The sequence below is a fragment of the Mucilaginibacter psychrotolerans genome (genome assembly GCF_004519315.1).
GTDB lineage: Bacteria > Bacteroidota > Bacteroidia > Sphingobacteriales > Sphingobacteriaceae > Mucilaginibacter > Mucilaginibacter psychrotolerans.
This window is the reverse complement of the sequence record NZ_SOZE01000001.1, coordinates 144,006-170,258: the sequence shown is the minus strand read 5'-3', so window position 1 is coordinate 170,258 and position 26,253 is coordinate 144,006. Positions and strand designations below refer to the sequence as shown.

Annotated in this window: 23 protein-coding genes; 4 read left to right on the top strand and 19 right to left on the bottom strand. The window is 47.1% G+C overall.

What is annotated here, in order from left to right:
- Window positions 1–174 precede the first annotated feature (174 nt).
- The 7 genes from E2R66_RS00730 to E2R66_RS00700 all read right to left on the bottom strand — a co-directional run bounded on the left by E2R66_RS00730 (window position 175) and on the right by E2R66_RS00700 (window position 8,537).
- Window positions 175–648 (bottom strand): hypothetical protein, encoded by a 474-nt coding sequence (locus tag E2R66_RS00730; RefSeq protein ID WP_133230389.1) that lies wholly within the window; start codon window positions 646–648, stop codon window positions 175–177.
- Between the two features lie 137 nt (window positions 649–785).
- Complete coding sequence (locus E2R66_RS00725; RefSeq protein ID WP_133230387.1) at window positions 786–2,759, bottom strand: sialate O-acetylesterase; 1,974 nt, start codon at window positions 2,757–2,759, stop codon at window positions 786–788.
- A 291-nt stretch (window positions 2,760–3,050) separates the two neighbouring features.
- Window positions 3,051–3,236, bottom strand: a complete 186-nt coding sequence (locus tag E2R66_RS00720; RefSeq protein ID WP_133230385.1) for a hypothetical protein — start codon at window positions 3,234–3,236, stop codon at window positions 3,051–3,053.
- Window positions 3,237–3,295: 59 nt separating this feature from the next.
- Window positions 3,296–4,303: an NAD-dependent epimerase/dehydratase family protein gene (locus E2R66_RS00715; protein ID WP_133230383.1), complete on the bottom strand. Its 1,008-nt coding sequence runs from the start codon at window positions 4,301–4,303 to the stop codon at window positions 3,296–3,298.
- An 89-nt stretch (window positions 4,304–4,392) separates the two neighbouring features.
- Window positions 4,393–6,171 carry a glycoside hydrolase family 9 protein gene (locus E2R66_RS00710; protein ID WP_133230381.1) on the bottom strand — a complete coding sequence of 593 codons (1,779 nt, stop codon included), beginning with the start codon at window positions 6,169–6,171 and terminating at the stop codon, window positions 4,393–4,395.
- An 86-nt stretch (window positions 6,172–6,257) separates the two neighbouring features.
- Window positions 6,258–6,899, bottom strand: coding sequence for a hypothetical protein (locus E2R66_RS00705; protein ID WP_133230379.1), 642 nt, complete (start codon window positions 6,897–6,899; stop codon window positions 6,258–6,260).
- Between the two features lie 153 nt (window positions 6,900–7,052).
- A complete protein-coding gene (locus E2R66_RS00700; RefSeq protein WP_133230377.1) occupies window positions 7,053–8,537 on the bottom strand; it encodes an alpha-amylase in 1,485 nt (494 codons plus the stop codon).
- 139 nt (window positions 8,538–8,676) lie between these two features.
- Here E2R66_RS00700 and E2R66_RS00695 point away from each other — a divergent pair, with 139 nt between their 5' ends.
- From E2R66_RS00695 to E2R66_RS00680, 4 genes are all read left to right on the top strand, one after another.
- Entirely contained in the window at window positions 8,677–9,039 is a 363-nt protein-coding gene (locus tag E2R66_RS00695; RefSeq protein WP_158288304.1) for an MmcQ/YjbR family DNA-binding protein, read from the top strand.
- Between the two features lie 163 nt (window positions 9,040–9,202).
- Complete coding sequence (locus tag E2R66_RS28645; RefSeq protein WP_192901934.1) at window positions 9,203–9,415, top strand: YtxH domain-containing protein; 213 nt, start codon at window positions 9,203–9,205, stop codon at window positions 9,413–9,415.
- A gap of 293 nt (window positions 9,416–9,708) precedes the next feature.
- Window positions 9,709–10,116, top strand: coding sequence for a response regulator (locus tag E2R66_RS00685; RefSeq protein WP_133230373.1), 408 nt, complete (start codon window positions 9,709–9,711; stop codon window positions 10,114–10,116).
- Between the two features lie 152 nt (window positions 10,117–10,268).
- Window positions 10,269–10,982 carry a DUF4397 domain-containing protein gene (locus tag E2R66_RS00680; RefSeq protein ID WP_133230371.1) on the top strand — a complete coding sequence of 238 codons (714 nt, stop codon included), beginning with the start codon at window positions 10,269–10,271 and terminating at the stop codon, window positions 10,980–10,982.
- A 332-nt stretch (window positions 10,983–11,314) separates the two neighbouring features.
- Here the strand turns inward: E2R66_RS00680 and E2R66_RS00675 are convergent, their stop codons facing one another.
- The 12 genes from E2R66_RS00675 to ilvD form a co-directional block, all read right to left on the bottom strand.
- On the bottom strand, window positions 11,315–12,358 hold the full coding sequence (locus E2R66_RS00675; protein ID WP_133230369.1) for an NAD(P)-dependent alcohol dehydrogenase: 1,044 nt from the start codon (window positions 12,356–12,358) through the stop codon (window positions 11,315–11,317).
- A 361-nt stretch (window positions 12,359–12,719) separates the two neighbouring features.
- Window positions 12,720–13,970 carry a threonine ammonia-lyase IlvA gene (gene ilvA, locus E2R66_RS00670; protein ID WP_133230367.1) on the bottom strand — a complete coding sequence of 417 codons (1,251 nt, stop codon included), beginning with the start codon at window positions 13,968–13,970 and terminating at the stop codon, window positions 12,720–12,722.
- Window positions 13,971–13,976: 6 nt separating this feature from the next.
- Window positions 13,977–15,143, bottom strand: coding sequence for a 2-isopropylmalate synthase (locus tag E2R66_RS00665; RefSeq protein ID WP_133230365.1), 1,167 nt, complete (start codon window positions 15,141–15,143; stop codon window positions 13,977–13,979).
- Window positions 15,144–15,326: 183 nt separating this feature from the next.
- Window positions 15,327–16,085: a class I SAM-dependent methyltransferase gene (locus E2R66_RS00660; RefSeq protein ID WP_133230363.1), complete on the bottom strand. Its 759-nt coding sequence runs from the start codon at window positions 16,083–16,085 to the stop codon at window positions 15,327–15,329.
- A gap of 155 nt (window positions 16,086–16,240) precedes the next feature.
- The gene (leuB, locus tag E2R66_RS00655; RefSeq protein WP_133230480.1) at window positions 16,241–17,311 is read right to left on the bottom strand and encodes a 3-isopropylmalate dehydrogenase; all 1,071 of its coding nucleotides are present in this window, start codon (window positions 17,309–17,311) and stop codon (window positions 16,241–16,243) included.
- A 129-nt stretch (window positions 17,312–17,440) separates the two neighbouring features.
- Complete coding sequence (locus E2R66_RS00650) at window positions 17,441–18,244, bottom strand: methyltransferase domain-containing protein (RefSeq protein ID WP_133230361.1); 804 nt, start codon at window positions 18,242–18,244, stop codon at window positions 17,441–17,443.
- 93 nt (window positions 18,245–18,337) lie between these two features.
- The gene (gene leuD, locus E2R66_RS00645) at window positions 18,338–18,928 is read right to left on the bottom strand and encodes a 3-isopropylmalate dehydratase small subunit (RefSeq protein ID WP_133230359.1); all 591 of its coding nucleotides are present in this window, start codon (window positions 18,926–18,928) and stop codon (window positions 18,338–18,340) included.
- Between the two features lie 205 nt (window positions 18,929–19,133).
- Entirely contained in the window at window positions 19,134–20,549 is a 1,416-nt protein-coding gene (leuC, locus tag E2R66_RS00640; RefSeq protein WP_133230357.1) for a 3-isopropylmalate dehydratase large subunit, read from the bottom strand.
- A 90-nt stretch (window positions 20,550–20,639) separates the two neighbouring features.
- The gene (ilvC, locus tag E2R66_RS00635; RefSeq protein WP_133230355.1) at window positions 20,640–21,698 is read right to left on the bottom strand and encodes a ketol-acid reductoisomerase; all 1,059 of its coding nucleotides are present in this window, start codon (window positions 21,696–21,698) and stop codon (window positions 20,640–20,642) included.
- 159 nt (window positions 21,699–21,857) lie between these two features.
- Window positions 21,858–22,511, bottom strand: coding sequence for an acetolactate synthase small subunit (gene ilvN / locus E2R66_RS00630; RefSeq protein ID WP_240049197.1), 654 nt, complete (start codon window positions 22,509–22,511; stop codon window positions 21,858–21,860).
- A 52-nt stretch (window positions 22,512–22,563) separates the two neighbouring features.
- Window positions 22,564–24,312: a biosynthetic-type acetolactate synthase large subunit gene (gene ilvB / locus E2R66_RS00625; RefSeq protein WP_133230353.1), complete on the bottom strand. Its 1,749-nt coding sequence runs from the start codon at window positions 24,310–24,312 to the stop codon at window positions 22,564–22,566.
- 160 nt (window positions 24,313–24,472) lie between these two features.
- Window positions 24,473–26,182 (bottom strand): dihydroxy-acid dehydratase, encoded by a 1,710-nt coding sequence (gene ilvD / locus E2R66_RS00620; RefSeq protein ID WP_192901933.1) that lies wholly within the window; start codon window positions 26,180–26,182, stop codon window positions 24,473–24,475.
- Between the last annotated feature and the right edge of the window lie 71 nt (window positions 26,183–26,253).

Sequence of the window (26,253 nt, the reverse complement as noted above, 5' to 3'; positions counted from 1 at the left end):
ATAATCGTTCCGCAAATGTACAATCAAAACGGAATGAACGTTCCGTTATTTAGAATTATTAGCTGAGGATGACAAATGCAGGCTAGAAATATGGAGGAGAGGATACGAAAAGAGCAGGTTGTCACATCCTCAACCATCTGCTAATCAACGAGAAGCAATCGATATAGCTAATACTTATTTCTTTTGCTTGCGAATCGTCTTTCTTAAGGCCTTCATGCGCCGTTGGGAATCTTCGTCGCTCTTTTTGGTCTGCGCCATCAGCGTATCCAATTGTTTGTAGCCGGGCGTGCCAAAATTGTAGGTGGTAGCTATAGGGCATTTGCCAGCTGGGCACATCCGCCACTCCTGCTCGGTAATTGATTTATCGCCCTCGTAGCGAATAATCATAAAAGCATCCCGCAGTTCGGCTTTGAAATTAACGTCCACGTTTTTGGGGTGCTTTCCTTTTATGGGCGATATCTTTACCATAAACAATTGCTGACTGAGCAGCACCTCGCGCACTTTCGATTCCTTGCGGATAGAATCTATAGCAGGCTCAGGGATTGATGCCGCAGTTGGATGGGCTACGGAAAACGCAGTGAGTAATAAAAAGCAGCAAATTAATACCGTGCATTGCTGGAAACGGGATGATGTGTAATAGATGTTCATCGTGTTGTTGGTTTAGGCTATGTGTGATGTTTGTACCCGCAAAATTGCATTATTTTCTGCTAATTGAAATGGATAATCCCTTTTTCATATAGAGGAACGGGCCGTACCATGTCAAGACTCAAAACGCCCCACATCACTCACTTCTTCCCAAAAGTACTATACTGCCAGCTATCCGTACGGAACGGCGATGCAGGCAACCCAGCCGCGTTATAAAGGTTACAAACCGGGTTATTAGCCCAGGCATAGCGCACGGCTACAGGGTTCTTTACGTTCGGGCTGCTCACGGTTACCTTATCGCCGTTTACTACGGCATCGGCCCAGTAAAATTTCTGGTCGGCACCAGCTATAGCGAAGCCGGTGAGCGCGCCGTCCTTAGCCTTCATGCCATCTGCATTTTTGAATTGTATATCGATGTCATCGCCATTAATCTTAAAAGATTTATAAACCGGTCCTTCATAGGCCTCTGCCTGCCCGTAATTTTTGGCCAGGGCAATCAGCGAAAGCCTGCGGCCTACCTCCTGTTTGTTTTTAGGGTGAATATCCAGAGCCTCCCCAACATCAATAGCTACCGCCATGCCGGTATAGGGCAGCGCTAAAGTGGCGGCCTGCGCATCGCGCAGTTCGGCCCAAGCTGATGCTACAGGTTGCGGACTAACCGGCATAAAGTTGGCCAGCTGCACAAAATAGAAAGCCATTTTAGGGTTGTTCCAATCGCGGCGCCAGTCGTTTATCAAGGCGGGAAACAACTCCTTGTACTGTTGCGCCCGGTTGGCATTAGATTCGCCCTGGTACCAAATAGCACCCTTCACTGCATATTGTATAAAAGGGTTTATCATGGCGTTGTACAAAACCGAGGGGCGGTTGGGTCCATCGTTTAGTACAGGAGCCGGTAAATCTTTAAAATCTACCGCAGCTTTATATTGCCACGGCCCTTCAAGGGAGATACGCTGACCATCGGCACCTTGTATGGCCATTACACCTTTTTTGGCCATAAAGCCGCCATCGCCGCCGCTATCCAACACGCGGATGGCAATAACCATCTCACCGGCTTTTACCTTATCGGCAGGGATAACGTAATTACGTGGCGCAGCATAAAAATTGGTCTCGCCTATCTTTTCGCCATTGATGAACGTAACATCGTTGTCGTCTATGGCACCGAGGCTAAGTTGTACGGGCTTACCCACCCAGCTTTCGGGGATGGCTATCTTTCTACGGAGCCAAACGATGCCATCAAAATCGGGCAGCGTAGTGCTTTCCCAGGAACCGGGTGCTTGTATGGTTTTCCAGTTGGTAGCATCCAGTGTTGGCGCGGCCCAAACAGCTACACCGTTTTGATAGCCGCCATCTTTTGCCGCAATGGCTACTTGCCAGGTTGCCGCTTCGGTGTTATACAAGGCGAGGCTTTGTTCTTTACTGAGGGTCTTCATCTTGTCGTATGCTTTCGCCAGGTCGGGCAGTTGTTTAACGGTACCCTCGCTGGTCCATGCCTCTACAATGGTGCCTCCCCACGAGGAATATATCACCCCGATAGGTATGCCTGTCTTTTTATAGATATCTCTTGCGAAGAAGTACGCCACGGCCGAAAACTGCGCTACCGATTGCGGGGTACAAGCCAGCCATCCGCCACCGGTAATTTTTGCATCTTCAAGTGGCTCGGTGCTGGTAACGTGTTCTACCTGCAACAGGCGGATATTGGGGTAATTGGCATCTGCCAGCTCCTGCTGGTAATTCACCACCTGCGACCAGCCCGACACCGGGAACTCCATATTAGACTGCCCCGAAGCCACCCACACCTCGCCTATTAAAACGTTTTTAAGGGTTATAGCGTCGCCATCGCTCACCGTAATATCATAGGGCCCGCCGTAGGATGGTGTGGCCAGCATCACTTTCCATTTGCCATCGGCACCAGCCACAGCCGAATATTTTTTTGTGCTCCAGGTAGTGGTTACCGACACGGTTTTGCCCGGCTGGGCCTTGCCCCAAATGGCAGCCTTTGTTTTTTGCTGCAGCACCATATTATCGCTAAAGGCAGATGATAGAATAACTTTTGCATCGGCACGCAGGCTGGTAGCTACCAGCGCGGTAAGGAATAAGGCACGAAGGATTTTCATAATTTTAAGGTTAGGCAAATATTGATTTTTATCGGGGGAAATAAAAGGGTATTTTCTTTATTTGTGATATTGCTAAAAGGGTTAAGCAAACAATCTTCTCATTCTTTTGTCATTACGAGTGATAGCGCGGCAATCCTCGGCAATGAGGAGCTCATTGCAATCCGTCTTACTTACCGATGACTGCCACGTTGCGCCGCCGCGCGCCCGCTCACAACGCTACTCACAATGACCCGATAGTAACAAAAAAGCACCGCCAACTGGCAGTGCTTTCCATTTATGTTTTAGTAAAACTTAGTCTAATATTTTGAAAACAGCACGTAACGCGATGATAGAACCGAACAACAGGATGATGTTGGATACTAATGTAGCGTGAGGGAAATCGGCGAAGCGTAAAAAGCAACCTAATAAACCTACGGCGATGGTAAGGATTAAAAATTTGTAGTGGCTCTCGTTGTTGGCATTTTCCATTGATTGCATAGCGCTGTTGTTTTATTTGGCACAAAAATATAAATGTTTACCGAAAAACCGATAACCTTTTAAGCTTTTACTGCTTTTTTGTTCCAGCCCTGCGGCAGGTTTTCTTCAATCTCTATATTCTCGAACTCAGCACTTGCGCGCGAGCCTACTACCTTGGCCCATGCGGCCATTTTGCTGATACCCTCTTTAAGGCTCACATTGGCACTTTTGCCGAAAACGCTTGCCGCTTTAGAGTGGTCGCTATGGGCGTGCATCACTTCTTTGCGGGCCTCCAGGTGGGTTACTTTAGGTTCTACGCCAAGTTCATCTGCCACTACCTGTACCAACTCGTTCACGGTGTAAGGCTTATCGGCACCTACGTTGAATACCTCATTGTAGGCAGCGGGAACATTAGGGCTATTGGCAATATGCGGCGCAACATCGTCTATATAGCTGAATGCGCGGGTTTGCTCGCCATCGCCAAAAATAGTCATCGGCTTTTCCTGCATAATCTGGTTCATAAAAATGCCGATTACATTGCGGTACTTATCGCCGATGTTCTGGTTTTCGCCATACACGTTGTGAGGGCGGAAGATGATATAGTTTAAGCCGAACATGTGGTGGGCAGCTTTCAAATCCATCTCTACAGCGTATTTCGCTACGCCATAAGGGTCTTCGGGTTGTGGCACTAATTCCTCACGCATAGGTAGCTGACCAGCACCATACACCGCTATAGATGATGTGAACACGAAGCATTTAACCTTATGCAATACCGAGAGATTGATCAAATTTACCGAGCCGATAAGGTTGTTATTGTAATTGAACCTTCGGATAAAGTGCGAAAGCCCTTCTGCGGCGTAGGCAGCCAGATGGTAAACATAATCGAACTTGTGCTCTTCGAAAAGTTTCTCCAGCAATTCATAATCATTAATAGAGCCAACAATAAATTCAACGCCTGCAGGTACGTGGTCTTCAAAACCGCCGCTAAGGTCATCTAATACAATTACTTTGTGCCCCAGGTTAAGGCAATGTTTTGCTACATGTGAGCCTATAAAGCCGGCCCCGCCGGTTACTAATGATGTTATCATATTCTAATAGTTTTAGGTTCCAGTTAAAAGAGGGGCTTTTACGGTTATTTTTTTCAAATATCTAAAAAAAATATTCAATCGTTATAATTTTACTTGTTTGCGCCCTCTGGTTGTGCCATTGCCGCAACAGCTTGCAAAAACCAGGCCGCATGCGGTATCCACTGTTCGGTCCAGCGCCATTCATTGCCCGCTGCCTGTTGCTTAAAATCAATACCCGAGCCATCGGGACTGCCATCACGGCCCGTAACGCCGTTAGAAATGCCCCCACGCTCGCTTCCGTGGCCATAATTGGAGGCCATATACGGCACATTGGTTTTTCCATAGCCATAAATAAAACACATCCCATAGGGGTTGCAGCCCATTATCCACGATAATTGGCGTTCCGCAAAATCAGCAAGTGTTGATTTTATTCCCCAATTCCCCTCTGCCGGGTAGGCTAATCTGCCGCCAACAATAGCCGCCGTAGCCAGCGAGGCCAGGCGGGCGTTCTCTCCCTGCCACCACCAGCCGGTTTCGTTTTCGTGGGGGATAAAGAAGCTATCCTTCACTTTGCCTTTATACAAAAAGCTTTGGCGAGCATAGCCAAAAGGATTACTTATTTTATTGGTTACCAAAAGGTTGTAATCAAGTGCCTGTTTGATGGTTTTAAGAGCCGTAGCGCGGTAGGCCTCATCTTTTTCCTTATCCAGATAACGTGATAGGGCTACCACAGGCAGGCCCGCGTCAGAAGCATGAAAGTAGGGCCGGTTAGCATCGTTGGAGACAAAATAGCCGTCGGTGGTCATGCGGCTATTTAAGTTTGCCGCCCGCTTGCGGGCTTCGTCGCGGTATTGGTCCTCATCTGTGGCTATCCATAATTCCGTAGCGGCCATTAGCGCGCAATAATCGTCGATGATGTTTTCCTTGCCGTCGTCGTCGTATTTGGTATTGTTTACCAGCAGGTGGGCAAAGGCGCGTTTGGCACCATCCAAATATTGCCCCGAAGTAAAATCGCCATTCTTTTTCCATTGCGATATACGGGCAAGTGCGGCTATGGCCATACCTCCACCTTCGCGGAAAGCGCATTGGTATTGATTGGTAGTAACACTGTTGGCCAATAGCCCCACCACGCGGCGGGCTTTAGGATCCTTGTTGAAATAACTGAACACGATCATATAAAAATAGCCCTCTTTGCTGAGCGCACGCATCATGTAATCGGCGCCATAAAGCGCCTCATTATCAATAGAATCCTTTAGTTTCCATTTCTTAAGCAGGCCTGGGATGGCTTCGGCCGCGCTTGCCATACTCCAAGTAACCAGCGGCGTTTGCTGAGGCGAAAAGAAATTAGCATACGCCAGGTGCGAGAAATATTTGCTTACATCTCCCGAGGCATCGCACCAGCCGCCGCGCATATCAACCCTTTGGTTGCTGCCGAACAATTGCATTTTGGCATCAGCGGCCAGTTCGCCCGGGGTGTTTGCACGCTGCTTGTTATAATAGTGGATAATAGACGACAGTGTTCTGCGGGCCAACGCATTCTCGCCTATCTCAAATGGGTGCGATGTATATATAAGTCCCTCATATTTAATGCGTAATCTATACTTTCCTGCCGTTTTAAAAGCCGAAAAATCTGCCTGGAAAAAGAGCTTTCCGGGTGCCCAATCGGTGATTGTTGAAGGGTTGGTAAGCATGCCTGTGTAGGCCACCCTGCCCGTAGCAATGTTCACCAGGTTGAAGGCGAAAGCTTTAGTAAGTTTATCATCGAATTGCACCACACCTACTTTTGGGCCGTTGCTATCGAAGGCTACCTGGTTTACGTAAATAACAGGATTCGCGAAGGCAGCAGCTACAATAAGTAGTAAGGTAAATAAGGAGTAGAGTTTTTTCATATATATTAATTTTTTATCGTAGCCGAAGAAGCGACACCATACGTCTCAGGCACGCAAATCGTTGCGTTGGTTACCGTTCGAGGGAACTAACGGTCACCTTCGGAGAGGATTTTATTTATTACTTTATACTCTGATTCCCTGGCATCTACTTCAATCTTTGCTAAGGTTGTAATTACTGCCTGAGCCGGAATCCCCTCTCCAAAATAACTTACCTGCCAGCTTTGGGGTGCGTCGCTATTCACGGGTTTCGGGGCTTTGGTATCCAGCAAAATAGTAGTATTTTTTGCGTTAGCACCCAAAAGGCTTATCAGCGTTTTTCGGGTTTCATCAATCTCTGTTTTTAAAACAGTAGCCTCTCCGCTACGGATCATTAAATATCCCGAATAGGAAAGATTTTCGCTGGTATCGGAATTTGTAAGTATATTTTCCCTTAGTGCCCTCCTGATAAGATCAATATGTTCCACAAGTTTATCCACCGCTGCAGTAGCCTGCTTCGCCCTCGATAGTAAGTTAGCGGCTTTTTCCGGGTCGCGGTTCTGGGGGTTATTTTTTAGCGCTTGGTAAGATACATTGATGCTGCTATCGAGCCCTTTTTGCGATGCGTCTAAACTTTTTGTTATAACATCGAATGAGTTAAGCAAGTTGGTTGGTATGCTTACCCACGGATAGGCGATAAGGAATGTGGCTGCAAGTAAAATAAGCAATATCCAAACTGCTTTTCTTTTCATTCGACAAAATAATCTAGTGAGATGCTGGTTGTGCCTCTAAAGTAATACTTTATTTTCCATTTCAGTAGCGTGATTTCTACGTAATCGCCGAATACGATTTCGGGCCGAAATTTGCATCCCGGCCCGAAAAAGTTCTTGAAGATAAATTAGTAATTATTTCTTAACCGCCCATACCGAAACAGCGCCGGCGCGGACGAAGAACTCACCCCAGCCGTCTTCGCCGATGGTAACCCCGGCATCGTGCTTGTTGAGGTAGTCAACAAATACTTTCCCGGCGTGGGCCTGGCCTATTTCCATACGCTTGCTGGCTTCATCGCTATTGGAGATGAGCACCGCGCAGCCCGAGTTCTCGTGCTCGCCATCGCCTTCGCGGGTCCAGCCAATGCAATTAGCGTGGTCGAAATAATCGCGCTGGGCACCATAGGCTATGTGTTTGCGTGCCCATAATAGCGATTCCATTTCGGCAATGGCAGGTAGCTCCACTTCATGTTCGTTGCCGTCATCGCCTTTATCGCTGTATTTAGTGCCGTACAAATCGGCGTAAAAAACGCAGGGGTAGCCATGTTCGCGCAGCAAAATAAGCGCGTAGGCCAGTGGCTTGAACCATTGCTCTACAGGTAAAGCAAGCGATTGCAGGGGCTGGGTATCGTGGTTTTCTACCAACGTAACCGCCCGGGATGGGTTTGCCGCTACCAGCGTATTTTCGAATATTTTGGTGAGGTCATAATCTTTACCACCTGCCGAAGCATCGTGCAGGTTTTGGTGCAGTGGTGCATCGAAAAGCGACATGCGCCCGCCCGTAGCGGAAATGTATTCCTGTAGCAGGCTAATCTCGTAGCTCCAATATTCGCCTACGGTGAATATCTCCTGCCCTGTTTCGGCGCGTAGCGTATCCAGCCAGTCGTTATAAAATTCGTATGAGATGTGCTTGATGGCATCCAGGCGCATCCCGTCGAATTGCACGGTATCATGAAACCATTTGCCCCAGCGCTTCAGCTCATCGCGCACGGCGGGATTGCGGGTGTCAATGTCATCCAGCATCAAAAAATCAAAGTTTCCGTTCTCGTCGCCAACAACATCTTCCCAGGCATCGCCGTATTGATTCTGGATGCTGAAGATGGCCGACTCGTTATTTCCGGCATCATAATCTATCCCACTAAAGCATTGCCAATCCCAAACGAATTGTGAATGCTGGCCCTGCCTGCCGGGGAACGTAAATTTAGTAAACGCTTCGATCTCGTAAGGCTCGCTGATAAACTCGTTGCGATTCTCGGGGTTTACTTTGCGCACAGTAACTTTTTCCTTTTCATCTGCCCCACCCATATGGTTCAGCACGATATCCATGTACACCTGCAGGCCCTTGCTTTTAGCGGTTTCTACTGCTTCTACCAACTGCTCCTTAGTGCCATATTTGGTACGCACGGTGCCTTTTTGATCGAACTCGCCCAAGTCGTAAATATCATAAACATCATAGCCTACCGAGTATCCGCCCGCCTCCCCTTTATAAGCCGGAGGCAACCATACCGCATCTATGCCGATGTTTTTTAATCGTTCCGCATCGTTTTTAAGATGTTCGTATAAACTGCCGTCGCCAGGGTAGTACCATTCGAAAAACTGCAGCATCGTAAAATTTTCCATAAGAGGCTATTTGTGTATTTAAACAGCCTACACAACTTTTAATTTTTAATTTGGTTTTAACAGCGGTGGTAAAATGATTTAAAAAGCATGAGATAGCTTTGTTTTTTAAGAAATGGTTATTTTATTTAACTTGCATAATATGGATACAGGCGTATTTATTTACCTGCAATTTTTGCGCAACGTGGTGTTACCCTTGCCTGGTGTTACCGAGAAATTGTGCTTTGGCACGCCGGCTTTTTATGTGAATAAAAAAATATTTGTCCGCATACGAGAGGACGGCGAAACCCTGGTGCTGCACACCAAAGAGCGCGATAAATGTATGGCCGCCAAACCCAAAGTTTACTTTATAACCGAGCACTACTACAACTACGATTATATGTTGGTTAACCTCCCCAAAGCCGATCCGGAAGAGCTGAAGAGCCTTTTGATACAGGCATGGAAGAACCGCGCAAACAAGAAAACGATAGTACAATGGGCGATTGGACAGGATTTAAAGATTTAGTGATTAAACAGGATTAAAAAAAGAAGGAAAAATTGAACGGAATTTATCAAAAGAATCGTGTCAAATCGCTTAATCCCTTAATCGTGTTGAATCGTTTTTAATCATGTTGGCATCATCATTGTACATAAGTTCTTGTTAACATTTACCTTAAAAATATAAAAACATGGGCTTATTAAAATTTATAGCAGTTGGCGCGGCCATTGGTTATGGCATTAATTACCTGATAAAAAAAGATGCCAGCGGGCGATCGATGCTGGATGATATTACCGATGAGGCTTCGGTTTGGGCAGAAAAAGCCAAACGTTTTGCCGAAGAGAAAACCGAACAGGTGATAACCGCAGCGCAACCTAATGGCGGCTATAACGAAGAAAAGTAAAAGCATTAAACGCTTTCAAAGAAAAACTCCGGCCTTTGTTGCCGGAGTTTTCTGCTATTGTCACATTCGCCTAAGGGCCATAAACCTGTAAAGCCCACCGTAAATTGCGTATCAATTAATATGCTTGCGCCTATACTTTAAAGCACTTAAAACCGTAATTAAATTACAAACACACTGCTTTGCAGAGTATTTTATATAACTATATTTATCGCAGCAGACACACGCATTTATAGCAGTTAGCTGCTGTTACCATAAAACCATGCACCGGTATGCCTCGTATTTTCAATAAGTAAATGGATAGTAAGATAAAGATAGCTTGTATAATTGATGACGATGAAATATACACTTTCACCGTTAAGCGCGTTATTGCGCGAGCAGAAATAGCAGAGCAAAGCATCTTTTTCAATAGCGGCGCTTCGGCCCTTGATTTTTTTAAGGCAAACGCCCAAAAGAGCGATATACTTCCCGAACTTATCCTGCTGGATATTAATATGCCCCAACTTAACGGGTGGCAATTTTTAGAGGAATATGTAAAGCTGGCACCAAGCCTGGCAAAAAAGACGAACATCTTCATCGTAAGTTCTTCCATTGATGCCGAAGATTACGCACGGGCCAAAAAATACAAGGAAGTGAGCGACTTTATTGCCAAACCCATTACGGTAGATAACCTGCAGAAAATCCTTAGCAAGCTGCCCAATTAAGTCGGCGCAATTTTTTCTAATTGATATATTGTTGACAACCAGACCGCAATGATAAATTGGCCAAGCCTGCGTTAAAAAATATTTAAGTGTTAGTAGCGTTTTTTACAATAGCCGCGTAATGGGATTATTACACTTTACTAAATACTGAAATAATGAAAAACGTTCAACACAATTCAAGGAGGTGGGCAGGCATAGTTGGGACAATGTGTTTGCTGGCCGTAACGCTCAGTTCGTGCTTAAAAAACAGTAATACTGTTACGCCTGATACGGCCGCACTAACAGTTATTAATGCTTCGCCGGATGCACCCGCACTGGATTTTTATTTAGATGCCAATAAGGCCAACGCCTATGCATTTGGCTACGGCAGCGGTATAGATTATGTTGCGGCCTACGCCGGCCACCGCACCGCTACTTTCACCGTAGGCGGTACTCAAACCAGTTACAAATCTGACACACTTACGCTGGGTAAAAACAAATACTACTCGCTGTTTTTAACCAACACCGTTGGCAACGAGCAACTGCTGCTGCTTAGCGATACCATTGCCCGGCCCGATGGTACTAAAGCCGGCATAAGGTTCATAAACCTTAGCCCCGATGCCCCGGCTGTAGATTTGGCCATAAAAAGCGGTGATGTATTAGTTGCCAACAAGAGCTTTAAAGGCTACAGCAAATTTTTACCCATAAACGGTACCGCCAAATACACATTCGAAATACGCCAAACAGGCACCGCTACCGTTTTGGCTACAATAGAAAATGTAACCCTCAACAGCAATGCGCTATATACCGTTTCGCTGCAGGGGCTTACATCGGCAACAGATGTTAAAAAGCTGGTTGGCAAGGTGCAAACCAACGCGCAGTTTAATTAATCGTATTCGTTACAACATAACAAAAACGCCCCGGGCTTGCAAGCTCTGGGGCGTTTTTGTTATAACGGGTTTGCGTGCTAAACCATACAAAATACAAACAGCCATCAGTTTTGGCTGATGGCTGTTGTGTGGCTTGCATGGCCTGAGAGTCTACTCACCCCGGGTTCGCTTTGCTGCCCGACCCTCTCTCCGCAAGCGGAAAGAGGGTGAGCTTCAGTTTTTTCTTCACCCTCTTTGCGAAGCAGAAAGGCTCTACGACCCGTGCATAGGGGGCAGTTGGTCCGAAGGTCTCTGTGGAGGGTGAGTCAAATATGCGAGCGACTGTTAAATTATTACAGCGTTGCCATATCTATCACGAACCTGTAACGCACATCGCCTTTTTGCATACGCTCATAAGCAGTTTGGATATCTTTGATGTCGATAAGCTCGATATCTGATACGATGTTATTCTCGGCGCAGTAATCGAGCATTTCCTGGGTTTCTTTAATGCCGCCAATGCCCGATCCGGCAAGGCTCTTACGTCCGCCCAATAAGCTGAACGCTGCTACAGATGCTGGTTCGTTTGGCACACCCACGCATATCATAGTACCGTTGGTGCGCAACAGCGACAGGTACATATTAAAATCGTGCGGTGCAGATACGGTATCCAATATAAAATCGAAGGTGCCTAGTGCAGCTTTTATTTGCTCAGGATCTTTAGTTACTATAAAGTGGTGCGCACCCAGTTTTTTGGCATCGTCTTCCTTGCTGGCCGAAGTGCTTAGCACGGTAACTTCGGCACCAAAGGCAACGCCGAACTTAACACCCATGTGGCCAAGGCCGCCAAGGCCTAACACGGCCAGTTTATGCCCCTTGCCAACTCCCCAATGTTTTAGCGGCGAGTAAGTGGTAATACCTGCGCAAAGCAATGGCGCAACTGCTGCAAGGTCTACACCTTCTTTCAGCTGCAATACAAATTCTTCGCGCACTACTATGGTGTTGGAGTAGCCGCCATAAGTAGGCATCGAGCCATCGCGCTCCATGCTGTTGTAGGTTTGTGTGTTGCCTTCCAGGCAATATTGCTCCAAATCCTGCTTGCAGTTTTCGCATACCTGGCAGCTATCAACCATACAGCCGGTTCCAGCGAGGTCGCCAACTTTAAATTTGGTTACATGGTCGCCCACTTTTACTACACGGCCTACAATTTCATGGCCGGGTACCATAGGGAATATGCCTGGGAACCAATCGTTTGTTATCTGGTGCAAATCCGAGTGGCAAACGCCACAAAAAAGGATATCGAACTGCACATCGTGCGGGCCCAAATCGCGTCGCTCGAAGGTCCAGGGTGCCAAAGGCGTTTTTTCGTCCTGGGCCGCATAAGCTTTAGTTTCAATCATGTTAAATAAATTTTTTGAGTTTTTTTGAGTGGTAATGGGCGGTAAGCCATAACAAATATACAAGCTGCGGCATCGCTGCAAAGTGCTACACGTAATTTTACTTTAAAATTGCCATGACTGCTTCCCCGGTATTGTTTACAATACGGTTACTGCGGCGCATCACTTGCGGCTTTGCCCCAATTACAAACCTACAACAGTATTAAGCCCCAAAAGTTTAAACTTTTCAGGACTATCCAATAATTGTTTCGCTTCTTCGCCCTTGCATGCGCTCATCATCATCAGCGGGGCGAGGGAAATCATCAGGCAAAAAAAAAGACGCGGAGTTTCGCGTCTTTACATCTATCTTTTAAATCAATCGAAACTACACCAAATACTCAAACAAGGTAGCGTCCTTATTAATTTCGATCACTTCAAAACGGTGTTCCTCCATACGTGCGAGTAAAGCCGGATAGTCAGCCGCATTTTTTAGTTCGATACCTACCAGGGCCGGGCCGTTCTCTTTGGAGTTTTTCTTGATGAACTCAAAACGGGTGATATCATCGCCGGGGCCCAGTACGTTACTTACAAACAGTTTCAACGCACCCGGTCGCTGCGGGAAACGAACGATGAAGTAGTGTTTAAGCCCTTCGTAAAGCAGCGATTTTTCTTTGATCTCCTGCATGCGCTCAATATCGTTATTACCGCCGCTGATTACGCAAACTACATTCTTGCCTTTTATCTGGTCTTTAACGGCATCCAGTGCGGTTACCGATAGTGCGCCTGCCGGCTCTACCACAATGGCATCTTCGTTGTATAGCTTGAGTATAGTGGTACAAACTTTGCCCTCCGGCACGGTAAGCATATCATCCAGCACATCTCTGCAAAGCAAAAAGGTTTTTTCGCCAACGCGCTTTACAGCTGCGCCATCCACAAAGCGGTCGATGGTTTTTAGGGTAACAGGTTCACCTTTTTCAATGGCCGTCCACATGCTTGGTGCACCATCGGGCTCAACGCCTATCAGTAAAATATCCGGGTTCTGCTGTTTCAGGTACGTGCCTGCACCGGCTGCTAATCCGCCGCCGCCAACGGGCATAATTACGGCTTCTACTTCGGGCAAATCTTCAAATATCTCTACGCCAACGGTTCCCTGGCCTTCAATGATTTGTTCATTATCGAAAGGGGGGATGAACGTCATGCCGTGGGCCTCGGTATAGATCAAAGCTTCGCGCAGGCAATCGTCGAAGGTGTCGCCAACCAAAACCAGCTCCACATTGCCGTTACCAAACATTTCTGTTTGCTTAACTTTTTGCTTGGGGGTAATCTCGGGCATAAAAATAACACCTCTGGTACCTAGTTTTTTGCAGGAAAATGCTACCCCCTGTGCGTGGTTACCTGCACTGGCGCAAACCACACCGCGGCTTAATTGCTCGGTATTCAACCTGCTGATCATGTTGTATGCGCCCCTTAATTTATAGGAGCGTACAATCTGCAGGTCTTCGCGTTTTAAATATATCTCGCATTCGTATTTTTCAGACAGGCGCTCGTTATGCTCTAAAGGCGTATGCCTTACAACGCTCTTTAATCGTTCGTATGCCGCTTCAAAATCCAAATGATGTTCCGTTTCTGTGTCCATTTTCTCTTAGTTCTTTACCAGCTTATAAGCCATCAGTTGCTGCAGGTCATCATCGTTGATATCCAGCTTGGCATCGGCAAGCGTTAAAAAGCGTTTATAAGCGTCGTAAAGCTCGTCTTTATCCAGCTTATGGCCAAGCCTTTCCAGGTGGAATTTAAGGGCGTGGCGGCCGCTGCGTGCGGTGAGTACGATAGTTGCGCTCGGGAAGCCCACATCCTCAGGGCGAATGATCTCATAGTTTTCGCGCATCTTCAGGAAACCATCCTGGTGTATGCCCGAGCTGTGCGCAAATGCATTAGCACCAACGATGGCTTTATTGGGTTGTACCGGCATACGCATCTGCGTACGAATCATATGGCTCAGTTCGAAGAATTTTTTTGAGTCGATGTTGGTATGCAGGCCAAGCACCTGGTGTGTTTTCAAAATCATCACCACCTCTTCTATAGCGGTGTTGCCTGCGCGTTCGCCGATGCCATTAATGGTGCCTTCAATTTGGCGGGCACCGTTTTGCAAACCGGCAATGGAGTTGGCAGTGGCCAAACCAAGGTCGTTGTGGCAATGTACCGAGATAATGGCTTTATCGATATTTTTTACGTTTTCCTTAAGGAATTTGATCTTGGCACCATACTGATCGGGCAGGCAATAGCCATTGGTATCGGGGATATTTACTACGGTTGCACCGGCAGCAATAACGGCCTCAACCATTTGCGCCAGGTACACCACATCGGCGCGACCGGCATCTTCGGCATAAAACTCAATATCCTCAACCGATTTTTTGGCGTATTTAACAGCATCAACGGCACGCTCCAAAATCTCCTCGCGTGTACTGTTGAATTTATGCTTGATGTGCATGTCTGATGAACCGATACCGGTATGGATACGGGGATGTTTGGCGTATTTCAACGATTCTACCGCTACATCAATATCCATTTTGTTGGCACGGGTAAGTGCGCAAACGGTTGGCTCTTTTACAGCTTTAGAAATTTCTACTACGCTCATGAAGTCACCAGGACTGGATACGGGGAAACCTGCTTCAATAATATCCACGCCCAGTGCTTCCAACTCACGGGCTATCTCAATCTTCTCAGGGGTAGTTAATTGGCAGCCCGGTACCTGTTCGCCATCGCGAAGCGTGGTATCAAAAACATAAACGCGGTTTGGGTCGTGTAACATAATTTTAGATTTTTCGTGAGTTATTATTTTTTAATGGCACTCAAGAGGGCTTGCGCCGTTTGAGATGTTAGATATGAGATTTGAGACTTTTTGAAGTTTTCAAATTCCGTACCGTCCATCGGTTTTCATTGTTTTAATTTACTTGAGTTTTGGGGCGAAATCTCATATCTCACATCTCAATACTCAAATCTCTTTTATAGCAATAAATCTTAATCTCTTATAATCCGCATACCATTGGCCGTTTTGGTTATAAACGGGTTTCAGTATGGCGGTTATTTCTTTTAATAGTTCTTGTTTTTCGCTTTGCGGGATGCCTAATAAGTACAGCGGGGCAAACATAGTGATCCACTTGGCCACGCCCTCATCGCCATCCTGTAGGAGCGTTTTACGGTCGAAATGCGAAGCGAACGCCACGCGGAATCCTGCGGCCTCTAACCTGCTGGTATAATCTCCCAATGATGGGAAATACCAAACTTCGGTTTCGGCCTGGCGGGTGTAGCCATGCTTGCGCAATACCTGGCGGGTTGCCGCTATCAGTTGTTGCACATTGCCTTTGCCGCCCATTTCGGCTACAAAACGGCCGCCGGGTTTAAGTGCATCGTAAACACACTTTATGGCTGCATCGGCATTTTTTATCCAGTGCAGCGTAGCATTGGAGAACACAGCATCAAATTTCTCATCGAAATGAAAATCCGTTCCATCTTTCACAAAAAAATCCACCTCGGGGTAGGTTGCCTTTGCTTTGGCTATCATATCCGGCGAGGCATCAATGCCCGTAACCTTCGCACCTTTTTGTTGTATCTGGCTGGTTAAATAGCCCGTGCCGCAACCCAGATCCAGGATACGCTCATCAGGTTGAATGCCCAATAGTTCCAACACGTTCTCTCCGTATTGAAATACAAAGGAGTGTTTATCATCGTATAATTCAGCGTTCCATTTCATTTTTTTATGATTTCACCGATTCAATGATGATTTCACCGATTGCACCGATTTTATTTTTTGCGATTTCACCGAATTAAGATGATTTCACGGATTCTTCTTTCTAATTAGTCCCGCTTTTAAAAAAAGCTCCCCCTTCAGGGGGCTGGGGGGCTGGCCTATAAGTAGCTCAACACCTTTTGCCCCATGGCTTTAGTGCCCAATATTTTTGTTTTGTCGGTATTCGCATCTGCGATGTCGCCGGTGCGGTAACCGTCTTTCAATGTTTTGTCGATTGCATCGGTAATCGCCTTTGCTTCATCCTTCAGACCGAAGCTGATTTCCAACATCAGGGCTACGGATAGGATAGAGGCCAGCGGGTTGGCTTTGTCCTGCCCGGCAATATCATGCGCCGAACCATGGATAGGCTCGAAAAAGCCTGTGCCATCACCTATGGAAGCCGATGCCAGCATCCCCATCGAACCTGCAATTTGCGAGGCCTCGTCGGTAAGGATATCGCCGAACAGGTTTGCGGTTAATACCACATCAAACTTTTTAGGGTTTTTAACCAGTTGCATGGCGGCGTTATCAATAAACATGTGCTCGGTTTCTACCTCGGGGTATTGTTTGGCAATGTCCTGCACCACTTCGCGCCATAAGCGTGATGATTCCAGCACATTAGCCTTATCTACCGAGCAAAGCTTTTTACCACGCAACATGGCTGCTTCGTAAGCTTTTATGGCGATACGTTCCACCTCGTAACGGCTGTATATCATCAGGTCGGATGCGGTGTTGCGGTCTTCGCTGCGTTTTTTCTCGCCGAAGTAAACATCACCGGTCAGTTCGCGGAAGAACAGGATATCTGTTCCTTTCAGTATCTCAGGTTTCAGGCTCGATGCATCCAGCAGTTCATCAAATAGCATGATAGGGCGCAGGTTGGCGTACAAACCAAGCTCCTTGCGTATCTTTAATAAACCCTGCTCCGGGCGAACCTTGGCAGATGGGTCGTTATCATATTTGATATGGCCGATTGCGCCGAAGAGAATAGCATCGCTTGCTTTTGCTTTCTCCAGGGTTTCATCGGGCAATGGATTTCCGATAGCCTCGATACCTGCGTGGCCCATCAGCGCCTCGTCGAAGGTGAACTCGTGACCGAAGTTCGCTGCAATTTTCTCTAAAACAGCTTTTCCCCAGGTAGTAACCTCGGGGCCGATGCCATCACCGGGTATTACTAATATGTGTTTTTGGATGCTCATATCTATCTTCTATCCGTCATTTATTCCTACCCGTCATTGCGAGGTACGAAGCAATCTCTAAGCTTTGCATTACCGCCCTGCTTATCGGGAGATTGCTTCGTACCTCGCAATGACGCGTGGTTGTTATAGCTGTTTGTTATTTATGCCGTGTACTTCTTTTAGTTTCATCACCATCAGTTCCGCGTCGGTTTCTATCCAATTATTGTATTCCTCTATGGCTAGCAGGCGGTCTTCATTGCTGATGTAGCCTTCATCTACCATTTGCATCATTTGCGCTACCGACGACCAGATGCCCACCTTGTTCGCAAAGTTAGCATCGCCTTTTTTGTACACTTCGTTTGCTTCGAGCACTTCCACGTCACTTAAACCGGCTTCGGCAAAGTACTCCGGCAAATCTTCTGCAATGTGGTTGTTCATGCCTGCATCGCCGCGCCACCTTAAAAAAGTAGCATAAAACTTCCGCATACTTGCGGGCGGCTCGGGCTGCCATTCTAAAGCCTCATGGTTATAATCCAGTATGGATAATATACCACCCGGTTTCAGCATCGATTTGAGCTTCACCACTGCTTCCTGCGGGTTGCTTAACCATTGCAGCGTTCGTGCCGAGGTGATCAGATCGAACTTTTCTGCCGGTTCGTAATCAAACAAACTGGTGTGGATCAACTCCAGGTTATCGATAGCTGCATAAGTTTCTTTACCGCTTTCGATAAAATAGGCCGTGTTATCAATACCCGTTACATGCCCCGTTGAACCAACTGCCAAAGCAATGCCCTTAGAGATAGCGCCTGTTCCGCAGCCCACATCCAGTACTTTCCAGCCCGGTTGCAGCAGGGGAGGCAGGGTGGCATAATCTACCTCCAAACTACGTTCATCGAATAGTTTGGCGGTGCCTTTGCCTTCGCGTTTTATCTCTTTTTGTTGGGTCATTGGTGCATTGTATCATTGTGTCATTGGGTCATTGAGTCATTATTGCATGATGGCGACTATAATAACCACTCACCACTCTCCATTCACCACTCTCTATCTCGCTTCCTCAAATTCCTGTATCAGTTCTTTTTTGCTGAGGATGTAATCAATATCATCGTAACCGTTGGTCATACAAGCTTTTTTATAAGGGTTTACCTCAAAGCTTTCCTGCTCGCCGGTGGCTACGATTTTGATGAACTGATCTACCAAGTCAATTTCAATCACCGCATGCGGATCGGCAAACACGGCGGCAAATATTTTTGCCAGGAAATCATCGCTTACCTGTACTGGCAGCAGGCCGTTGTTCAGCGCGTTGCCTTTGAATATATCGGCAAAAAAGCTGCTCACTACGGCATCAAAACCGTAATCGGCAATGGCCCAGGCAGCATGCTCGCGACTGCTTCCGCAACCGAAGTTTTTGCCTGCTACCAATATTTTACCGCTATAGATAGGCTCGTTCAGCACGAAATCAACCTTAGGGTTGCCTTCGTTATCGTAGCGCCAATCGCGGAACAGGTTATTACCAAAGCCCTCGCGGGTAGTGGCCTTTAAAAACCTCGCCGGTATGATCTGGTCGGTATCGATGTTCTCGATAGGCAGCGGCACTACGCTGGTTTGTATGTGTTTGAATATTTTGGTTGCCATTGTCGTTTCTTTTTTCCATTCCGTCATTGCGAGGAACGAAGCAATCTCCCGATTTGCATATCGGCTATGCATAGCTTAGAGATTGCTTCGTGCCTTATAATGACATGGTTTTAAGTTATTGATTATCAGTATACATCTTCACACGTCATAACCTTTTTTTTCAGGGTTATCCCCTGATGGATACTCGCAATGACGTGGTGGACAGTTATACCAATTCTTCTTCCTTTAAAAATTCTCTTATATCCGTCACCACACCCGTTATCGCACTCGCAGCAGCCGTCAACGGGCTGGCCAGGAAGGTGCGGGAGTTTGGTCCCTGCCTGCCTTCGAAGTTGCGGTTGGAGGTGGATACGCAGTATTTGCCTGCGGGGATCTTATCCTCGTTCATGCCCAGGCAGGCGCTGCAACCTGGTTCGCGCAGTGGGAAACCTGCTGCATCAAATATTTTGTCTAATCCTTCGCGGATGGCTTGTTCCTGTACTTGTTTACTGCCGGGCACTACCCATACGGTTACGTTATCGGCTTTGTGTTTGCCTTTTACAAATTCTGCCACCTGGCGCAAGTCTTCTATGCGACTGTTGGTGCAGCTGCCGATGAATACATAATCGATTGGCTTGCCCAACAATTGTTCATCATCGTGCAGGCCCATGTAATCGAGGGCTTTTTTGTACGAACCCTGTTCTTTCTGCTCAAAGGAAGCAGTTTCGGGTACGTGTTGTGTAACGCCAATGCCCATGCCAGGGTTAGTCCCGTAGGTGATCATCGGCTCAATATCTTCGGCTTTAAAGCTTAAAACGCTGTCGAAATCTGCATCTTCATCAGAATACAAAGTTTGCCAGTAAGCTACTGCCTCGTCCCACGCTTCACCTTTGGGGGCAAATTCGCGGCCTTTTACGTAATTAATAGTGGTTTCGTCGGGCGCGATCAATCCGCAACGGGCACCCATTTCGATGCTCATGTTACAGATGGTCATGCGGCCTTCCATGCTTAAACCACGAATGGTATCGCCGGCATATTCTACGGCGTAGCCTGTACCACCTGCTGCAGATATTTGTGCGATAATGTACAGGATGATGTCCTTTGCACCAACGCCGTTTTGCAGTTTGCCGTTCACTTCAATCTTCATCCTTTTAGGGCGCGATTGCAGCAAACATTGGGTAGCCATAACCTGCTCTACCTGTGAGGTGCCTATACCAAAAGCGATAGCGCCGAATGCACCATGCGTAGAGGTGTGGCTGTCGCCGCAAACATAGGTACCACCGGGACGGGTGATGCCCAGCTCGGGGCCGATAACGTGTACGATACCCTGGAAAGGATGCCCTAAACCGTAAAGCTCGATACCGAACTCTGCACAGTTTTTGGTGAGCATATCAACCTGGTAGCGGGAAAGTTCTTCTTTTATGGGGAGGTGCTGGTCCCAGGTGGGGACGTTGTGATCGGCCGTGGCAACGGTTTGTTTTGGCCTGAAAACCGGTAAGCCTCTCGTGCGCAAACCATCAAATGCCTGCGGACTGGTTACCTCGTGTATGAAATGTGTATCGATGTATAAAATATCCGGGAAACCCTCGTTGCTACTGACGACGTGCGCATCCCAAATCTTGTCGAATAATGTCTGTCCCATTGTGTTTCTTATAATTTACAATAGCGATGGGTTTCAAACCCATCGCTAATTATTGTCAACCTGTGTTCCCCCTTCAGGGGGTTAGGGGGCTTATGCTTCTACAGCCTGGTTTTCAGGGCGTAAACTGCGTACAGTTTTGCCAGCCTGCCATAATTCGCTTTCGCGTAATTCTGCTAATTCAGCATCAAGTTTTTCGCGGTAATCAGGCTTGCTGTTGCTGTCGATTGATTTTTGTGATTCAACACCAGTTGCAACGCTTTTGTACAGGTCTTCAAATACCGGTTTGGTAGCGTCGCGGAATTTCTTCCACCAGTCTAACGCGCCGCGTTGTGCGGTGGTTGAGCAGTTGGCGTACATCCAGTCCATACCGTTCTCCGCAACTAATGGCATTAACGATTGGGTTAACTCTTCTACCGTTTCGTTGAAAGATTCTGAAGGTGAGTGACCGTTTGAGCGCAATACTTCGTACTGTGCAGCAAAAATACCCTGGATACAACCCATCAGCGTACCGCGCTCGCCGGTTAAATCGCTGAATACTTCTTTACGGAAATCAGTTTCGAACAGGTAACCACTGCCAACAGCAATACCTAAAGCGATAACACGCTCAAAAGCTTTGCCTGTAGCATCCTGGAAGATAGCGTAGCTTGAGTTTAAGCCACGGCCCTGTAAGAACATGCGGCGTAATGAAGTACCCGAACCTTTAGGGGCAACCAAAAATACATCCACATCTGCAGGAGGGATGATGCCGGTTTGCTCATTGAAAGTGATACCGAAACCATGAGAAAAGTATAATGCTTTACCCGGAGTTAAGTGTTTTTTAACAGTTGGCCATAAAGCTATCTGTGCAGCATCGCTTAGTAAATAGCAAATAACGGTTCCTCTTTCTAAGGCTTCTTCAATTTCAAAAAGCGTTTCGCCGGGTACAAAACCATCAGCGATAGCTTTATCCCAGGTTTTTGAATTTTTACGCTGACCAACTATTACGTTGATACCGTTGTCTTTTTGATTGAGCGCCTGGCCCGGGCCTTGAACACCGTAGCCAATTACAGCTACAACTTCGTCTTTTAATACGTCCTGAGCTTTTGATAAAGGGAACTCCTCGCGGGTTACTACATTTTCTTCACTACCGCCGAAATTTAGTTTTGCCATTGTATTGATTTTTGATTTTTGTGATTTCACCGATTTCGAGTGATTTCACAGATTGATTTTTTATTGTGATTTATAATTGATTTTGTGATTTCACCGATTTTATGATGATTTCACCGATTCTTTTCTTGATTCTTGGCTCTTACTTCTTGCCTCTAAACCTTACATCGTAAACACCTTCTGCCCCTTGTTCAAATATTCATTCTCTACCACATCTTCGCCTGGTTCAAGCCTTTCAAATTCGCGGAGCTTACTGTTGAAGCCGTCGCTTTTTTTGATGATGGCAACACGGGCGCTGCGAACAAACTCTATCAAGCCGTATGGCTGAAGGATCTTGATCAGGTTATCGGTCTCCTCGCGGTGGCCGGTGGTTTCAAACACGGTGTAATCCTTACGGATAACAACTGCACGGGCACCATTCTCGCGCAGCAAACGCTCTACGCTAACCTTTTCTGCAATAACATCGGTGCTCATTTTATAAAGCGCCATTTCCTGCCAAACAACATCCGCGTTGGTATGGTAGTACACTTTAAGTACCTCCACCTGTTTCTCTATCTGGCGGGTAAGCTTGCGCACTACATCTTCAGATTCGGTAATTACGATGTTGAAACGGTGGATGCTCTCTATCTCCGATGGCGAGGTGTTTAAGCTATCGATGTTTATTTTTCGGCGGGTAAATATAATAGCAATACGGTTAAGTAACCCTATCTGATTTTCGGTATAAACCGTTATGTTGAATTCCTGCTTTTCGTCGGCCCCCTCTAAATCTCCCCCGGTAGGGGAGACTTTTTTAGTGCCATTTATTGTGTTTTCCATTTTTAATATTTTTAAACTCCTCCCTTCCGGGGAGGTCGGGAGGGGCTGGCCTCTATTTTAACCTAATCTCGCTTACGCTGCATCCTTGTGGTACCATCGGGAACACGTTGTTCTCTTTGGTTACCATTACTTCTAAAAGGAATGCGCCTTTATGGCTCATCATTTCGTTCAATGCCGGGATCAGATCCTCGCGTTCCGAAATGGATTTGCCATCGATGCCATAACCTTTGGCCACCATCACAAAATCAGGGCTTTGGATATCTACGAAAGAGTAACGGCGTTCGTTGAACAACTCCTGCCATTGGCGTACCATACCCAGGAAACGGTTGTTGAGGATGATGATCTTTACATCAACTTTACTTTGCATAATGGTACCCAACTCCTGTAAGGTCATCTGGAAACCACCATCGCCGATGATGGCGATAACATCGCGCTCCTGCGCACCGAATTTAGCGCCTATGGCAGCCGGAAGGGCAAAGCCCATGGTGCCCAAACCGCCGCTGGTAACGTTGCTGCGGGTTTTATTCAGTTTGGCGTAACGGCAGGCTACCATCTGGTGCTGGCCTACGTCGGTAACAATAACGGCATCGCCTTTGGTAATTTCGTTTAGTTGTTTGATTACCTCGCCCATGGTCATTTCGCCGGTTTCGGGGTTCAGCTCTTTATGGATCACCGCTTCAACTTCTTTTGCCGTGTATTCGTTAAAGGTCTTCAGCCAATCGGTATGTTGTTTTTCTTCAACCAATGCAGTAAGCAAAGGCAGCGTTTCTTTACAATCGCCCCATACAGGTACGGTTGATTTTACGTTTTTGTCGATCTCGGCAGGGTCGATATCCAAATGCACCACTTTAGCCTGTTTGGCATATTTATCCAGGCGACCGGTTACACGATCATCGAAACGCATGCCTATAGCGATGAGTACATCGCAATCGTTAGTCAGCACGTTTGGTCCGTAGTTACCATGCATGCCTAGCATACCAACGTTTAGTGGATGATCTGTTGGGATGGCACCTGCGCCCAATACGGTCCAGGCTGCGGGGATACCACTTTTTTCTACAAATGCTTTAAATTCCTGCTCGGCGCTGCCTAATATTACACCTTGTCCCCAGATGATGAAAGGCTTTTTAGCGCTGTTGATCAACTCTGCGGCTTCTTGTATGTATTGATGACGGACGATTGGTTTCGGCCTGTAGCTACGGATATGGTTACATTTTACATAGCCTTCGTAGCTGAATTTCTGTATCTGCGCGTTCTTGGTGATATCGATCAAAACCGGACCCGGGCGACCGCTTTTGGCGATGTAAAATGCCTTGGCAATTACTTCCGGTATCTCGGTAGCATCGGTAACCTGGTAGTTCCATTTGGTAACCGGGGTGGTGATGTTGATCACGTCTGTTTCCTGGAAGGCATCGGTACCTAAAAGGTGCGCGAAAACCTGACCGGTGATACAAACCAACGGTGTGCTATCTATCTGTGCATCGGCCAGGCCGGTAACCAGGTTAGTAGCACCGGGGCCGCTTGTAGCGAATACCACGCCCACTTTGCCGGAGGTACGTGCGTAACCCTGGCCAGCGTGTATGCCGCCCTGTTCATGGCGGACAAGGATGTGGTTCAGCTTTTCTTTATAATCGTAAAGCGCATCATAAATAGGCATGATAGCGCCGCCGGGGTAACCAAAAATGGTTTCCACACCTTCCACAATCAAAGCCTCTAATAAAGCTACCGACCCTGAAACTTCTACGGCTTGTGATTTCACCGATTTTTCTTCGATTACACCGATTTCCTGTGTGATTGTTTCCATTGTTTTGTGATTACACCGATGATTTATGATTACACCGATTTTGTTTGTTTTTTTGTTTTCACCGATTGCACCGATTTTTACGATTGCACCGATTCATTTTAATCTTATGTTATTAATACGATCCGACCTTCTGTTCCCCCTTCAGGGGGTTAGGGGGCTTCTACATCTCATCTGTTACGCAACCTTCTGCAGCCGATGTAACGGTTTTTGCATAGCGGTAAAGTAAACCTTTGGTCACCTTAAGCGCCGGTTGCTGCCAGGCTGCCTTGCGGGCGGCCAATTCTTCGTCGGACAGGATCACATTGATTTTATTGGTCGTGGCATCGATGATAATTTTGTCCTCGTCTTTAATGAGGCCGATCGCACCGCCGTCGAAAGCTTCAGGGGTGATGTGGCCTACTACAAAACCATGCGTACCGCCACTAAAACGGCCATCAGTAATCAAGGCTACCGAGCTACCCAAACCTGCGCCAAATATGGCCGAGGTTGGTTTCAGCATTTCCGGCATGCCCGGAGCGCCTTTAGGGCCCACATTGCGGATAACCACCACATCGCCTTTTTGTACGCGGCCGCTCTGGATGCCTGCTATCAGTTCAAACTCGCCATCGAACACGCGGGCAGGGCCTTCAAAATGCGTTCCTTCTTTACCGCTGATTTTGGCAACGCTGCCACCTTCGGCAATGTTTCCGTATAAAATCTGTAAGTGGCCGGTAGCCTTTATCGGGTTCTCTACCGGGAAGATGATCTTTTGGGTATCGAAATCCAGTTCAGGAACATCTGCAAGGTTTTCGGCAATGGTTTTCCCGGTAACGGTAAGGCAATCGCCATGCAGCCAGCCCTGGGCCAGGCAATATTTCATTACCGCAGGTACCCCGCCAACGTTGTGCAGGTCTTCCATCATGTATTTACCGCTTGGCTTCATGTCAGCCAGTACCGGGATACGGTTACTTACGGTTTGGAAATCATCCTGCGTTACCTTTACACCTACGCTTTTGGCCATGGCTATCATGTGCAACACAGCGTTGGTACTTCCGCCCAATACCATAATCACCACCATCGCATTCTCGAATGCTTCGCGGGTCATGATATCGGATGGTTTGATGTCTTTCTCTAACAATATTTTAATTGCAGCACCTGCAGCCAGGCATTCTGCTTTTTTATCTTCGCTTAGGGCCGGGTTTGATGAGGAGTAAGGTAAGCTCATGCCCAGTGCTTCGATAGCGGCGGCCATGGTATTGGCTGTGTACACACCGCCACAGGCGCCCGCACTTGGGCAAGCGTTCTTTATCACGCCCATAAAATCTTCCGGCGTAATTTGCCCGGCTATCTTTTTACCCAGGGCCTCAAATGCCGATACAATGTTCAGGTCTTCGCCCTTCCAATGGCCAGGTTTAATGGTACCGCCGTACACCATTATAGACGGGCGGTTTAAACGGCCCATAGCCATAATAGAGCCAGGCATATTTTTATCGCAACCCGGCAGGGTGATGATGCCATCATAATACTGCGCGCCGGTAACCGCTTCGATAGAGTCGGCAATAATATCGCGGCTCACCAGTGAGTAGCGCATACCTTCGGTACCGTTGCTCATGCCATCGCTTACGCCAATGGTATGAAATATCAGGCCCACCATATCCTCGTTCCAGATGCCTTGCTTAACCAGTTTGGCTAAATCGTTCAGGTGCATGTTGCAGGTGTTGCCATCGTAACCCATGCTGGCCACACCCACTTGCGCCTTACGCATATCATCGTCGGTAAGGCCAATACCGTAAAGCATGGCCTGCGCGGCCGGTTGGGTTGGGTCTTGCGTAAAGGTTTTGCTATACTTGTTTAATTCTATAGCGCCGGTAGTATCTGCTGATGAACTCATTTTTTATATTTTACGATGTACGTAAACAGTAAATTTGTTGACGGATATTTAGGTTACAAACTGTTTCTGTA